The sequence below is a fragment of the Vibrio sp. VPAP30 genome, assembly GCF_001188205.1.
Taxonomy (GTDB): Bacteria; Pseudomonadota; Gammaproteobacteria; order Enterobacterales; family Vibrionaceae; genus Vibrio; species Vibrio bivalvicida.
On sequence record NZ_LBLS01000013.1, the window covers coordinates 359,639 to 374,464 of the forward strand.

General features: G+C 44.5%; 9 protein-coding genes. 3 read left to right on the forward strand and 6 right to left on the reverse strand.

The window, feature by feature from the left end; translation table 11 throughout:
* Positions 1–25: 25 nt before the first annotated feature.
* From ZX61_RS03515 to ZX61_RS03540, 6 genes are all read right to left on the reverse strand, one after another.
* Complete coding sequence (locus ZX61_RS03515; protein ID WP_049843321.1) at positions 26–1,189, reverse strand: P-loop NTPase; 1,164 nt, start codon at positions 1,187–1,189, stop codon at positions 26–28.
* A gap of 1 nt (position 1,190) precedes the next feature.
* Positions 1,191–1,808, reverse strand: a complete 618-nt coding sequence (locus ZX61_RS03520; RefSeq protein ID WP_049843451.1) for a CpaD family pilus assembly lipoprotein — start codon at positions 1,806–1,808, stop codon at positions 1,191–1,193.
* Positions 1,809–1,821: 13 nt separating this feature from the next.
* Positions 1,822–3,207, reverse strand: coding sequence for a type II and III secretion system protein family protein (locus ZX61_RS03525; protein WP_049843322.1), 1,386 nt, complete (start codon positions 3,205–3,207; stop codon positions 1,822–1,824).
* Between the two features lie 20 nt (positions 3,208–3,227).
* A complete protein-coding gene (cpaB, locus tag ZX61_RS03530) occupies positions 3,228–4,070 on the reverse strand; it encodes a Flp pilus assembly protein CpaB (protein WP_049843323.1) in 843 nt (280 codons plus the stop codon).
* Positions 4,071–4,094: 24 nt separating this feature from the next.
* A complete protein-coding gene (locus ZX61_RS03535) occupies positions 4,095–4,277 on the reverse strand; it encodes a Flp family type IVb pilin (RefSeq protein WP_049843324.1) in 183 nt (60 codons plus the stop codon).
* Positions 4,278–4,351: 74 nt separating this feature from the next.
* Positions 4,352–9,205: a DUF1566 domain-containing protein gene (locus tag ZX61_RS03540; RefSeq protein ID WP_049843325.1), complete on the reverse strand. Its 4,854-nt coding sequence runs from the start codon at positions 9,203–9,205 to the stop codon at positions 4,352–4,354.
* A 216-nt stretch (positions 9,206–9,421) separates the two neighbouring features.
* On the opposite strand from ZX61_RS03540, the gene ZX61_RS03545 reads away from it, so the two are divergent.
* The 3 genes from ZX61_RS03545 to ZX61_RS03555 all read left to right on the forward strand — a co-directional run bounded on the left by ZX61_RS03545 (position 9,422) and on the right by ZX61_RS03555 (position 14,730).
* Positions 9,422–11,389 carry a hypothetical protein gene (locus tag ZX61_RS03545; RefSeq protein ID WP_049843452.1) on the forward strand — a complete coding sequence of 656 codons (1,968 nt, stop codon included), beginning with the start codon at positions 9,422–9,424 and terminating at the stop codon, positions 11,387–11,389.
* A gap of 372 nt (positions 11,390–11,761) precedes the next feature.
* Positions 11,762–13,513 (forward strand): SgrR family transcriptional regulator, encoded by a 1,752-nt coding sequence (locus ZX61_RS03550; protein ID WP_049843453.1) that lies wholly within the window; start codon positions 11,762–11,764, stop codon positions 13,511–13,513.
* Between the two features lie 227 nt (positions 13,514–13,740).
* Positions 13,741–14,730 carry an ABC transporter substrate-binding protein gene (locus tag ZX61_RS03555; RefSeq protein ID WP_049843326.1) on the forward strand — a complete coding sequence of 330 codons (990 nt, stop codon included), beginning with the start codon at positions 13,741–13,743 and terminating at the stop codon, positions 14,728–14,730.
* Positions 14,731–14,826: the final 96 nt, after the last annotated feature.

Genomic DNA, 14,826 nt, shown 5'->3' on the forward strand with positions numbered 1-14,826 from the left:
GCTTTGATTCTAGAATGACCAAACATTAAGCACCTCTTCGCCAGAAGCGAGATTTAGCGACAGCAACTTGCCCAGAAGCGAGATCAGCTAGTTGTGCGAAAGCACGATTTACTTTGCGGTTACCTTTCAAAGAAGATTGACCAAGCGCACCTTTTGCTAGGAAATGTGTCGGAGCAAACGGCATGACCACATCCACACCAAATCCAAGCGCTCTCTGAATGTCATGACAAGAAATAAGCGACGCTTTATCTGATTTAGTGTGGTTCGCCACTACAATATTGGTTTTCCCAGACTGCGGCTGCTGTGAACTCTCTAATGCGGAAAGGATTTGACCAGCATTTCGTATCGACGCCAATGTCGGCTCTACAACAATAACCCTAACGTCTGCATGTGCTAAGGAACTGAAGCCAATCTGGTCACGCAGAGAGAACGAGGGAAGGTCTAGGATCAGCTTGTCACTATGCGATAAGCAGAACTTATGAAAATGATCTAATGCACTTTTCTCAGGCCAAAACGGACTCACATCTAGAGGTAAGTAACCGGTAAACAAGCTCAATCCTTTTGCGACCTGAATCGCACTGCGTTGGTACACAACAGGCTCTAAACGCTCTGGGAATTGCAGCATCTCTACTAGCGCGGTATTACCTTGAATATCAAATTGCAAGTCTAGGTCACCGGTAGAAAAGTCCATATCCACAACCGATATGGTGTCTCCTCTTTGGTGTAATTCTCGGGCAAGGTTAGCAGCAATGGTTGAGGCTCCAACGCCTCCTTTAGAACCGACCACAGAGATAACTTGACCTTTACTCTCTTCTTGGAAAGAAGTCTGAAAGTCAACGTTATTTAATGCACCAGCTTCAACGGGATTTAGCACATACTCTTGTGCCCCTGCTTTTACCACTGTTCGGTAAAAAGCGATCTGTTCATTGCTGCCAATGGCAACAATATGACATCCAGTACGAACTTTGAGCGCATGAATCAGATCTTGCGCCTGCTCTAACGGCTGTTCAATGATATCTAAGGCAATGACTTTAAAGGCATGCTTAACAACCTGTTTGACGATTTCGTCTTCATCAATCGCCACGCTAGTCAAAGAGGTGATGCCCTGCTCCGCAAAAGCGTTGCTTAGAGCGTACGAGTCCAATAAAGGGGAAGCCGCGACTAATACAGAGATATTTTGCTTTTGCATATTAGTTAGTTCCAAACGCAGACGGTAAAGTTTGCTGAGTATCTTCAGCTCCATTAGTGGAAGGCGGGGCGATATAGTTGTCGATCGCCGATACTGCCTTAGCACCATTCGTTGGGCCAAGCTCTTCGCCAACAATGAGATCTTTCGGATTTGCTACCATTTGTGCGAGTGCGGTTTGGTTAGCACAACCAAAAGATGGGTGTGTTTTAAACTGGTTGATGAAGGTACTGCTGTATTTTTGAGGCTGACATTTCGGCACTTTGGCGCGGAAAGATTCAACAAAAATTTGAATGTCCCCAACTTCGGCTTGCTCAATATGTGTTTGCTCTACATTTCTCAATGACATCCCTTGCAATACAAGGGTATCAACGATGCGCGACGCTTGAGCTTGACCTTTCTTGGTGTGACTAACTACCTTCGCCCTTAGTGCATACGGCGTTCCCTTACGCTCAATAAAAGTACGTACGTCTTGTCGCTGCTGCGAAGAAAGAGAGTCACCTTTCAGGTTAAGCGTTAACTTATTGGTTACTGCGACAACATTAATTGTTGGCTCACGTTCAATAGGCGCGGAACTACAACCACCTAAGATGATCAGAGCGGGAATTAAATACTTCATCATTCTCATAATTACCTCAGTAGTAGAATCCATTGTCACCGAGTAGGCGAGGTTTGCGGTTATCTGTGTAAGTATTGGTATCTTTCACTTTTCTACCTTTAGGGCGAGGAATTGCCAGCAATCGCTCTAAGTCGCTAAGTGGAACGATATTGTCAGTAGGTAATGGCAAAGAATCATTTCGCACAGGCTCTACCAGGTATGCAGTTGCAATAATGATCAGTTCGGTTTCACGACGTTGGTATTCGGTAGAACGGAATAACCCTCCCAGCACAGGGATATTGGAAACACCCGGTAGCTTCTGAATTTGGTCTATTTCGTGGCTTTGCAGTAGCCCACCAAGTGCAAAGCTTTGACCGCTCGCCAATTCAATCGTGGTTGACGCTCTACGCGAAGTAAATGAAGGATAATTATTGCCATTTAGGCTGGTCTGATTTTCAACCGCGACACTGCTCACCTCAGGTGACACCTTCAGGCTGATGCGATCCGGACCGAGAACCACTGGAGTAAAATTGAGGTTCACGCCAAAGGGCTTGTACTCAACTGTCGCAGTGTCGCCTTGGATTAATGGAATTGGTATTTCACCACCAACTAAGAAGCTTGCGTCTTCACCCGACATAGCGGTTAGATTTGGCTCAGCTAAGATAGACATAGTGCCATCAGAGGCAAGGGCGTCGACCAATGCGCTTAATGTCGGTTTACCCCAACTGCTAACGTCCCAAGGTTTAGTGTAAAGAAAGCTTCCTACACCCTGACCTACAGAGCCCCATTTGATACCCAGCTTGTTCGAAACATTACGCGACACTTCCGCAATGCGAACACGGATATTGACCTGAGTAGGCATTGTTACGACTAGCTGGTTTACTAGCTCGTCTGCTTTGTTGCTCTCGTTTGAACTGTTTCGGTTTGAGCTAGATGTACTTGTTGTAGAGTTGCTCGACTTTTCCTGCTGCGGGGCGACTGTCGGTGACAGATAGCTTTTAGCCACACTGACAATGCTATGGGCCATTACAGGTGTTGGTACTGAGCCTTTTAGCCATAGTTTGCCGCCCAAAGATTCTGAGCGAACTGAAGCTTGTGGAAACTGCTCTTTAATTAACGCGTCAAGCTCTTTGGTATCATGTACCACTCTTATTTTGTTGCTATAAATCACACGTTCTTGAGCATTCAGAATAGTGATTGTTGCTGTTCCTGCCTCTTTACCAAACACCATAATCTTGGTATCGGTCATTGGCTGATAGTCAGCAATATGGGTATTTGAAATAAAGATCGATTTCGCGTCTTGCGAAAGATTAATCATCTTAGCTTCATTGATGTTTACATCTAAGGCAGCAGCCAAAGAAGATACAGAGAAAAATAGGCTAGGAAGTAGCAATAAGCTCGACCAACGCACAAACTTGTTCATAGTTTCAATTCCTACCACTACTAATTACTTTTGACTGAATTGGGTCTGAGCTGGATCAAACCAACGTTAGGCGCGACCTGCTGGCTGTCTGGGTTGATCAGCTTTGAAGTAACGGTAAATGGCTGTTCTATCTCGGCATCAATTTCGTCAGCTCCGCGTAGCGATAGCGTCAACTTACCTATTTGATTGGCTAAAACGATTTGCGTTGCCTGCTCTGGCGTTACCTCTAGAGAAACAGAGCTGTTATCAGGTAAATCAGCCCCGTAGGAGCTACGCTGTTTTTGAAAGTTTTCCGAACTGGAAAGCTCATTGAATGCCAAAACTCTCACGTCTTTTGCAATGGTGGTAACGTATAAACCTTGAACTAGGTTATCGTATTTTTTTAGCTCGCTAACTTGAGAGCCAAGCATCAAGATATCGACTTTATCTCCAGGCTGAACGAAACCAGAGTTAGCGGTCACTTCATCAACAGGAACTGAAATAGCGCGATAGCCAGAACGAACGTTGTAAGCCATAGAAACGCCACCTTCAGGGCGAATTAGGTCTGCTGAAGACATCACCTGGCCTGATTTAATCGCAATGTGTGCGATACCCGCTTTTAACGACAATCTCGAAAACTGCTCCTCGGTGATGTAATCTAAATAATTAGTTAACTCTTGCTCTGAGATCTCTTTCCACTTAAACATATTAAGAGTAAATGGCTGACCAACACGAATTGAGTGTTTAGCGATCAATACCTTCGTAAATTGTTCACTTGAACTTTGCGGCAGAGGTGCAACACTATTGGCTTGCCCGAGTAGTAGTATTGCGATACCGACCACCGACAAGACCAAAGACAACACCATTAGACGTTTTGCTGTCATACTAATTCCTATAGAGCAGGCGAATTACTCGCCTGAGTCCTGTGTTTCCTCTAATGCTCCGATGACCGTGTCATAGGCACCAGTAATCGCTTGAGTAAGCCTTCCATCACTACCACCAACAAGCGAAAGTAAAACGACCGACATAGCTGCTGCTAAAATTGCGTATTCAATCGCGGCTGCACCGCGTTGTTTTTTCTTATTAAACATGAATAGACTCCTGAAATGAGAGAATCAGCCTCCCGAAAGAGGCTGGTTTAGTTATAGTTTTCTTGAAATGAGGATTATTTGGCGACTAAGCGATAAAGGTACTCATAAGAACCTCCACTGTAGCCAGAAGAAGATTCACCTAATTGAACTTCAATGGCTTCGTATCTACTTGAAGTAGCGCCACTCGTCAGGTATTTCTCGTGGTGTGCGTAATGTGTGTCACTTGGGGAGGCATATGGGAACACAGCCGCGTTAACCGGAATCAGAGCTTTCAGTTCCTCCTGAGTCGGAAGAGCCCAGGTTTTCAACCCACAGGTACCAGCATTCAGACGGGTAATCTCTGACTGTACATCTCTGTACGACTTGTAACGCTCATCTGCATTAGTGCTCTGAAATAACTGCCATACATAACCAGTATCGGGGTGCCTCGCACATACAGCTGCAGAACGATCAGTAACAACAGTCCCGTTCTGAGCAAGATATTCCCAAGCAACTGGGTCTTCCCGCATTAATCTCGCAACAGTCACATATTGATCATAGGTATCACCGTCAACTTCAAAAATTCGTGTGCCTGGACTTTCACTCTTACTAGCGAAAACATAGGCATATTGACGTGACGAACTCCTAGCAGCATTAGTCCAATAGTAGAATCGGGTCCCTCCGCTGTAGTGAGACTTATCGTATTCTGCGAGAAGTGCTTTATGATTAGGGAACACATTGACATCAACCGTCGTACTAGCACCTTGCAGGCCAAATACAGCCGCTGTCGCTAGAGTTTCAAGCTGAGAAGGGTGAGGAACAACCCAATCACTATAGCCACACATGCGGCTACTCTTAACTGATTCTAGTCTGCCACCTGTCCCCAATAGGGACGGTATATCTGCGCCTTGACCGTTATAAACCATTTCATCTTTGCCATTTGGTAAGCCGTCTTGTAATAGCGTCCAGATACGCTTCTTACCGGCTTGACGGGTATCAAGAACACAACGCCAACCTTGAGCGTATGTCGCCGCTTTAGGTAGATATCGACCAAGCAGATCTAATTTGGCAAAGCTTCCTTCTATCATGGCGTCTGATTGAGAAACAACATACCCCGTATTGTGAGCACGATTTAGCCCATCAATTGCTGCTGTGTACAATGTGTCAACATTGTGTAGAGCAATGGTTGATTTCAGCTCATTCAATAAAGCGTTGATAGAAGTGATCAGTCCTACATATTGACTATTAATGCTCGTAAGCACTGTACTGAGCCTGCTCTCTAGGGCATCAGTTGTCGTATAGCCTTTTTCTAGATCATAGAGTGCAGCGTAGAGGTTCATCGTTGCTTGATGAATCGCACTGCCAGTACTTGCAGCTTGCAATACCGATTTAGCAGAAGTCATCGTGACCGCATGTTGCTGAATCAATGCTAACTTGTTGGCAAATACATAAGCCTCAATAAAACCATCCAAGGCGTTATTATTATTAGCCAGTTGGTTAAATTTGCTCGTGTACTCTTTTACTTTAACGATAAAGTTTGCACTTTTATAATCTGTACGCGACTGGGCTATTTGGGCTTCAAATTTTAGTTTATCGAGCGTCTCTTTGAGCTGCTCTTTTTTGGTCTTCCAACTGGAAGAAAATGCCTGAAGAGAAGCTAGTTTCGTATGTGCATCAGAACTCAACTGAGCATAAGTTTTACTCAAGTTTTGGTTGTCATTCACCCACGTTGAAAGGAAGTTATTCGCAGTATTTAACTCGACGCTTTGTTGAGATATGAAGCTGTCAATCACACTAAGTTGAGAGGTAACATCGACGACAAGTTCAGAGCCAGCAGCCAACTGCCATTTCACAAATGCATATTTGCTGTAATAACTTTGCGAGGTATCTTTTAAACCATTTTTGTAAGCAACCGCTTTACCAACCTCATCAGCCCAAACCGTATAGTAGTCTGAAATCAAGTATGAGCGAGCAAAGCTAGGCAACGTATCACGGCTCCGCGTAGACAGCGTTAATACTTCTGCTTTTTTTGGTAAAGTCCAATGCTTGATACCACACTTGTTAAGTGCATTGACTTCGGCGAACACTTCTTCCGCATTCGATTCAGAGATATACATCCAGAATGTCGGCTCTCCATCACCTTGACTGCCATACACAGCAATGCACTGCGTATCATAGGTGTTCCAACCATTATACAAACTGTAACCAGAGGCCTGATTCCAGCTTGCCATCGGTACGTACTGAATAGGCCCAAATTGTCCAGTTAGTGACGTAGCCCATAAAACACTTCCCGATGGATTATCTTTACCTGTGATAGCGTTCTTCTTGATACGTAGACCAACATGACTTTTGTCGTAAGCTTTAGGCCCAACAAACTGGGGATTGCTGGTTACCGCGTTCCATGTAGCTCCTTGATCAACGGTAAATTCGTAATGTTCAGGTCTGTTATAATTTTCACCACTATTGACGTAATCCCAACCAATCATATTGGGCGCTATGGAGTTGTTCGCTACTTTAATCTCGCCACCTGTTGGCGCAGGTAACTTTGGTGTCTCTGTAAACGGCTGTGGGTTAGAAGCTGCTGCACCCGCTAGCATACCATTGTGAGTATTGGCGCGAACGCGGACCTGAACGACACCAATTGATTTCGCGATATCACCAACAACAATAGGTTTAACGAGGGCAGGTGTCCAATTAGAACCTGAATCTGCTGACCATTCATAATTTGCCAATTCACTAAAACCAGCAACATTAGCCCAATCTAGTGTGTTGGCATCATCGTCTACCACTAAATTGGTCGGTGCGGTTGGCGCATCAGGCTGCTTAGTAAATACAGAATTATTAGATAGAACGGTACCAGCCGGGCGACCATTGACTGGGTTCGCTTTTACACGGATTTGAATACTGTTTTGCGCATAAGCGCGATCTTGTAGCGTGATAGGTTTGTTCACTACAGAAGCCCAATCACCAGATTCAATACTGACTTCATAATCAGCTGCCGCCTCAAAACCAGCCACCCAAGTCCAATCGAATGTATTAGCGGCGTCATTAACAATACCGTTTGTGGGTGCTGCTGGCGCCACAGGGGTTACAGTATATGGTTTGTCATTGCACAGTAAGCTGCCTGTTCCATTGCTTGCCCCAGCTTTAACGCGAACGCAAACTTTACCGGCATGGTAATTAATGTCAGGAATCGATTGAGGGTTTGTCGTAACTGCTTGGAAGCTTTGACCACCATCAATAGAGAGCTCATATAGGTTTGGTTGTTGGTAACCTGAAACTAGTGTCCACCCAAACTGGTTATTAGCATCATCCACTACTGGCGACGTAGGAGAAGCCGGTTTATTCAATACTTTGGTAAAAGCTTGGCCAATAATCAGCTCTGTACCAACAGGGCGACCATCCAGCGGATTCGCTTTAACACGTACGCGGATTGTCTTGGCTTTGAGTGCGACATTCCCCACCACGAGAGGGTTAGACGTCAGTTGCTGCCACCCAGTTCCTAGATTTACTTGGTAGTTTTGTAATGCATCAAAACCAGCAACAAGCTGAATCTCAAACAAATCCGCGTCATCATCGGCGCGTAGCAATGCTGGCGCACTTGGCGCTATTGGGGTTGCCGTCATCGGCTTAGCGGACTTAGCTGTCAACCCTGCCGGGCGTGCTGAGTTAAAGTCTTCTCGCACGCGTAGCTTAAGGTCACCTGCCGCTATTGCGATATCCGCTACCTTTTGTGGTTTAGCGTTGACAATGTGCCATGTACGGCCACCATCAACTGTGAATTCATAGTCACTAAGACGCGCAAAACCCGCCGAGTGTTGCCAGTCAAAAATGTTATTGGCGTCATTCACAACAAGGAGGGTTGGTGCTGCTGGCACTTGAGTCTCGGTGAACGCCTTCGATGATTCTAGCGCTTTACCTGAAGCAATGAATTTAACAGGTTTCGCAGCCACACGAATCTGAACTGCACCAACCGCTTTTTCGCTTTCACCTACTGAGATCGGTTTTTGCGTTACCGTGGTCCAAGTGACCCCGGCATCTAACGAATACTCATAGTCAGAGAGCGAGCGAAATGGTTTTACCATCGTCCAATCAAACGTATCTGCAGAGTCATTAATGACACCATTTTTAGGCGCGCGTGGAACCATAGTGACCGTGCTACCTTGTATATCAGCATGGTCGACTTTAAGTTCATCACGGTAGTCAATAGCTAGCTGATCCAAAGCTTGCTCTGCGTTTTGAGCACCATGTGACAGCTTATCAGTGCGCTGTTTCATCGCGGTTAGATCTAAGGTTGCTAGGCGATTCATTGAACCTTTGCGAGCAAACTCTTCAGTCACACCATTATCTTTTGACGCATCTTGTGCCGATTGGATCACTCGAGTAATTCCACGGGCAAGCATGTGGATCTGTTGGCTTTCAGAGCTTGTGCCAGAAACATAGTCAGATTTAAGCACATCTTCTGAAACATTGAGTTCACCAGCAAGCGTACGAGCTGCCTGTTCAAAGCTTTCTCCAGATAACTGTGCCAAACTTGCAATCATTGACGTCATAGGGCTCACAATATCAGAGTGAGTCGCCGGAGACTCTAGGGTAAAGTCTTTGGTAATTGTCTGATTGGGATTATCCAAATCAACGGTTAGGTTTGCCACAGCTTCAACGAGAATACTATAGCCTTGAATGCTACCTTCCACCGCCAATTCATATTTGCCTTGAGAGTTTGTTTTGACAACGGATCCATCGCCGCTGTCACAAATTGAGTTTTTGTTTTTGTCTAGACAAACATTGGCGTTAACAAGGTATCCATCCATAACAACGCCGGATAAACGGTGACTTGCCGTAGGTTCTGCCGATGGTGCTAACTTGCTGTCAGATTCACTTCCCCCACCACACCCAATAAGCGCGACCGATATGGCTCCAGCCCCAAGCTTTTTGACCAGTATTCCCACCGTTCAAACTCCAAATTTATAAAACAATCACAGAAATGAGCGGGAATATTAATTTAAATGATATTTGTTATCAATATCATTTGATCTTTTATTTTGCCTAGTGATTAAATAGTAGGGATAAATACTAGGTACATTAGAAATTGATAAAATAATTGGTTATATATGCTCAAAAAACACACAGTATGCAACTTGGCCCTCAGTATATCGAGTGCTCTGTTGCTCTCCGCATGCGGTGGTAGTTCTAGTGACTCAAACACTCCCACTACGACATCAAACGTATATAGTTATTCAGGCCTACCTCAATGTGCAGACACAGACGCAGATGGCGTTTGCAGCGCCCTTGAGCAGCAGATTTCTTACAGCGGAAACTATGCGCGAATCGTTAATGACAATGGGGCGATATTAACAGCCCATAAAGACTCAGAACTCGTCTCTCCGTTCACTACTTTAATCTACAATGAAGTACTGTTTAACCCAGCATTAAAAGGTGAACCTAAAAGCGCAGAAATCTATTTACAAACAGCGTTGGGAGATAAGTTAGGGGTTAACTTTTCGAGTGCGTCTACCACTCACGGACCCAAACAACAGACTGAGATTTTGCTCAATTCATTGCGACAAGCACAAGTTCAAGGACAACATAATCCTTTGGTAAATATAGCCCATGCTGTCGATGTAATGATTGCTAATCAAACGCTTGACTTATCTGGCTTTGACCTTAGAACTCAACCCAATAGGCATGTTTCATTTGATAACCAGCTTATCATACATGGTTCACAGGCCAATTCTGACTTGGTCGGAGCAAAATCGGTTGCGTTCAACCCCGCGAATAGCAAAATTGTCTACGTTGACGCGACAGACAACATCAAACAGATTGATATCACCAATTCAAACCGTGCAGTACTGGCAACTCGCACGATTGACGCTTACTCTTCGGCATCTTCAGATGACGACGATGACGATGACGATGACGATGACGATCATAAACACGGCGGAAGTATTCTCGACCTGCTAGGTTATCAGCCTAAAGCACATCAGCTCGTACAGGTTGTACCAGCACTAAACAGTGTTCAATCTTACAAGCTTTATCAACCTAAAACAGGTTCTGCCAGTATGCGCAGCACTGTTTGTGATACAACCGGTTCGAGCGGTATTTTCTTAACCAGTTTACAAGACAAGTCGACTCAATCTCGTTCGATAACAATAAAGAAAGTAGACGCATACGCGAGTGCCTCAGGAAGTACTGTCCCTCCTGCACCAAAGCCCGCACCAACAAACCCTGATACAAATCTATCTGCGAAACGTTGCTTCAATGACAACTTCAACTGGATTCAACCACTTTATTCACAGAAAGCTGTTATTGCAGAGCTGGACGATGGATTTAGTTCTAACGACTATTTGCGTAGACTTAACGCAGACACCCTCGCCATGGAAACTCAAAGCTACACCCTTAGTTCAACCCAAAATCTCGTCGTCCCTTCTCTCGATGAGACTGAGTTACTGGTCGTGGATGACGGCGGAAGCGCAAATGCCGTATTGCTTAACTCTAAAACTCTAAAACCAACCGCACCTAAGGAAATTGGCGTAAATAATGCCTCTACCGCAGCCTTTGCGATTAACAATCTGTTGGTATTTGGTCTGAAGAGTAACAAAATCGTTTGGGTTGAAAAAAACACATCAGCTAACCAAATTCAATCGCTTGATGTCGATGGCACCGTGCGTCTACTTAAATCTTCCCCTGATGGGAAGTTCTCGGCAGCGGTAACAAATAGTTCTTTGTATATATTGAACAACAGCTCACGCAGTGCCATCAAAAAGATCGCTATTGCAGGTAATGATGTCAAAGAACTTATTGTCCTTAACAACAAGGCTGTCGCAGTTAAAAATAGTGGCTTAGACTATGTGCAATTTAGCAATATCTCTGGACCAAAACTCAAAGTTGCGGCTCAGTTAATCACTAATTCGCTCAAAGACCAGTGGGCAAGCACTCCAGGGATGAACTGGAACACTTCAAACTTCGGCTATATCCTCGAAAAAACCGGAGTCACTCAACAGGTTGCCACTCAGTTCGACAATATCGAAATCACCTGGCTACCCGCGGGCGTGTCTCAGACAAGCAGTGTGACAGGGGCCAACATTAGTGGCTTAGATCGAGGGCGATGGATCACCTTATATAAATCCATGTAGTAGCAAAAAAGCAGCACCAGATAACGGTTCTTGGGGGTCAGGAGCTTATTGCATCAGGTGCTGCTTATTTTTACCAGTTCAAAAGTTGAATCAGGCCAATTAGCGCGACCTTCTCAAACAAGGATGAGCTTCTCTCTAGCCTTGTTCGGTAGTAAGCACTGAGTAATTGTTCACGTTTATGAATGTCCATTTTTTCCTCCTAGGTCGCTTACTATTTTGCGCCTTAATACGGAATAGAAAAACAGCCAAAATGATGACAGTTTGTTCCCTATAAAAACAGAAATGACAAATCGATTGCTAAAAACAGTGGTAATTCGGCAAAACTAGGAACAAAATCAACTGAGATAATTCTTGTTTGTTGAGTATTTTGTTGTGTCTGATCTGAATCTATTGCGCTATTACACTCGTTTAGTTCCATTGGGTGTTGGTATGGAACACAAAACGACGTTACCTATCGTAGCCGATGCCTTGTTTACCACTCCAAGACACGCCCGCAACTTGCTCAATCAAATGTTTGAACTCTCATGGCTATCATGGACCCCAAAACCTGGTCGAAACCAACGCTCAACGCTGCTACTTAATCTGCAATTAGACGAACTCAAAGCACAACTCGCAGCAAAGAGAATCTTGGAGGGAAAATATGAAAAAGCCTTATCGATACTCGATGACAATGAACTGGCTTTTGGTAGGCTGCTACAAAGCACTTCGGGTGCGTCAATTCGAGAAGGCCTGCTGCACATTCAGCTTACTTATAAACGTCCTTTTGAACGCTTAGTCCCTCACCAATTGCAACGCTCTAGCGAACGATATTTACTGCGCCAGATATACTGTTGTTTGGTATCTAGCGGAGTTAATGGAACTCTGGAACCACAACTTGCCCATCACTGGTACTATGATGAAACGAGGCTTGAATGGAGCTTTTATCTTCGACCTGGATTAACTTTTCACAATGGTGAGGCAATTAATGAAGTTACGGTCGTCGACCTGTTTCAAAAGCTAGCAACGCTAGAAGATTATCAAAGTGAGTTGCATCACTTAGTCGATGTCTCTTCACCCATGCCCAATAAAATCATCTTCAAACTTTCTAAACCTGATCTCGGTTTTGGTGGTCTTATATCAGGGGTAAAATACTCTATCCAACCTGTCACACAAATCAACAATTCAATGATCAAACAAGTCGTTGGCTGTGGCCCCTTTCAAGTCACTGAACACTCTGACAGTAAGCTCTGTTTGCAAGCTTTTGAACGATTCTATGCCTGCCGAGCCTTAACCGATCAAGTCACCATCTGGCATCTTGATGAATCCGATCTAGAGAATAAGCAAATTCAAACTAACCAGCCCGGCGCTCAGTCTAGCAATAACTGTAATTATTATGTCTCTCATGCTGTTAGCCAACATGTAGATCGCAACGTGCAGCAAAGTCGAACGGAAGATGGATGTATGTTTGTGCTCTTCAACCAATGTAGTGAAATTGAGTTGAACGACAAACAACGACGCTTCCTTTCAACCTATTTCACCCCCGATAAAGTGTTCGATTACCTAGATAATCACAACCTCCTGTTCGGTTGTGAAATTGCCCATAACCTGCTGCCGATGTGGCATAAGATAGTTCGTCCAGCAATGCCTCAAGAACCTCTCCCACGCAAGCTGAGCATTGCCACCTATGACTACAGTTCACTACGAAATTGCGCTTTGGCAGTAAAACACCTGTTGGAGCAATTTGGTGTTAAGGTCTCCATTAACAATTATAGCTATCGTCAACTGACAGCCCTAGCCGACTCTGGTCAATTACAAGAATCCATCATCATTACTAATATTAACCTTGATGATAATAGACACGCTTCTGCGTTCAATAGCCTTTATCACAACCCAGTCATTCAACGCTGTATCGGTGAGGAGTCTAAGGTATGGTTACTTGATAGGCTGAATGAGCTTCGCTCAAAAACAGAACTACATGACTATCTAGATACTCTTGAACCCATAGCTTCAGCGCTGATCAATCAATATTGGCTCTCTCCTCTGTTTCATCATCGCCAGACATTACGCTTCCAAGGTGTACTTAAGGATGTCGCACTCACTAACTGGGGATGGCCAGATATTAAAAATGTTTGGTCTACCAACTAATGTAATTTTTATCGCACAGCGTTAATCATTCGAACTCGAAATATAAAACCCTCGCAAATCGGTTATACTACGTAATTTTCCGTGACCATAGTGTCGTTTTTTGCTGGCAATTGTTTTATTTTTGTCACAAAAAACATCAACACTGGTTCACAGAGTCAATATATTAATTTGAACTCTAAATATCAATTCGCTACTTTTATAACGTATTCATTAAAAAGGAAATTACAATGAAACTAAAAACGGCTGCATTACTAACCCTAAGCGCAACCGCTTTCCATGTCCAAGCTGAAGAGTGTGGCAAGGTTACAATCGCTGATATGAACTGGAACTCTGCAACAGTGATTGCCAACGTAGACAAATTTATTCTAGAGCACGGTTATGGCTGTGAAGCCGAATTAATACCCGGTGATACCATGCCAACAGGCACATCTATGATAGAAAAAGGTCAACCGGATGTTGCACCCGAGTTATGGAGCAACAGCCTTAAAGATGCATTAGACAAAGGCGTTGCCGAAAAACGCCTTCGCTATGCGGGAAAATCTCTCGTAGATGGCGGTGAAGAAGGTTTTTGGGTTCCGGCCTATCTGGTCAAACAGTATCCTGAGATTGCCACGATCGAAGGCGTTAAAAAACACGCTAAGTTGTTTGAACACCCAGAAGACCCAGACCATTCCGCCTTTTATAGCTGCCCTGCAGGTTGGAACTGCCAAATCAGCGCAGGTAACTTATTTAAAGCCTTAGGCTTAGACAACTCTGGTTTTACCATTGTTGATCCTGGCTCAAGTGCCGGTTTATCCGGTGCTATAGCTAAAGCCTATGAACGTGAAGAAGCTTGGTTTGGCTACTATTGGGCACCCACTGCAGTACTAGGCAAGTATGAGATGGTCAAAGTCGACTTTGGCAGTGGCGTTGATGAAACAGAGTTTGTCGGCTGTACAACACAAGCTGAATGTGAGTCGCCAAAAGCAACCATGTATCCACCGTCACCTGTGCATACAATTACAACCGAAGAGTTCGCAAGCCGCGCGCCACAAGCTTATGACTATTTCACTAAGCGTGGGTTCAGCAATGCCGATATGAACCAGCTTCTAGCCTGGATGGAAGACAACCAAGCAGATGGCGAAGAAGCGATGTTCCACTTCCTAGAAGAGTACCCACAAATCTGGCAAGCATGGGTACCGAAAAATGTTGCAAACAAGGTGAAGCAAGCACTTTAGTACCAATAGCATAAGAAACCTATATAGCGCATGACGCGCTATGCTTTAGATGTACTCCTTCGCTACCTATGTAGCGAAGGAGAATAAAAGGAACTT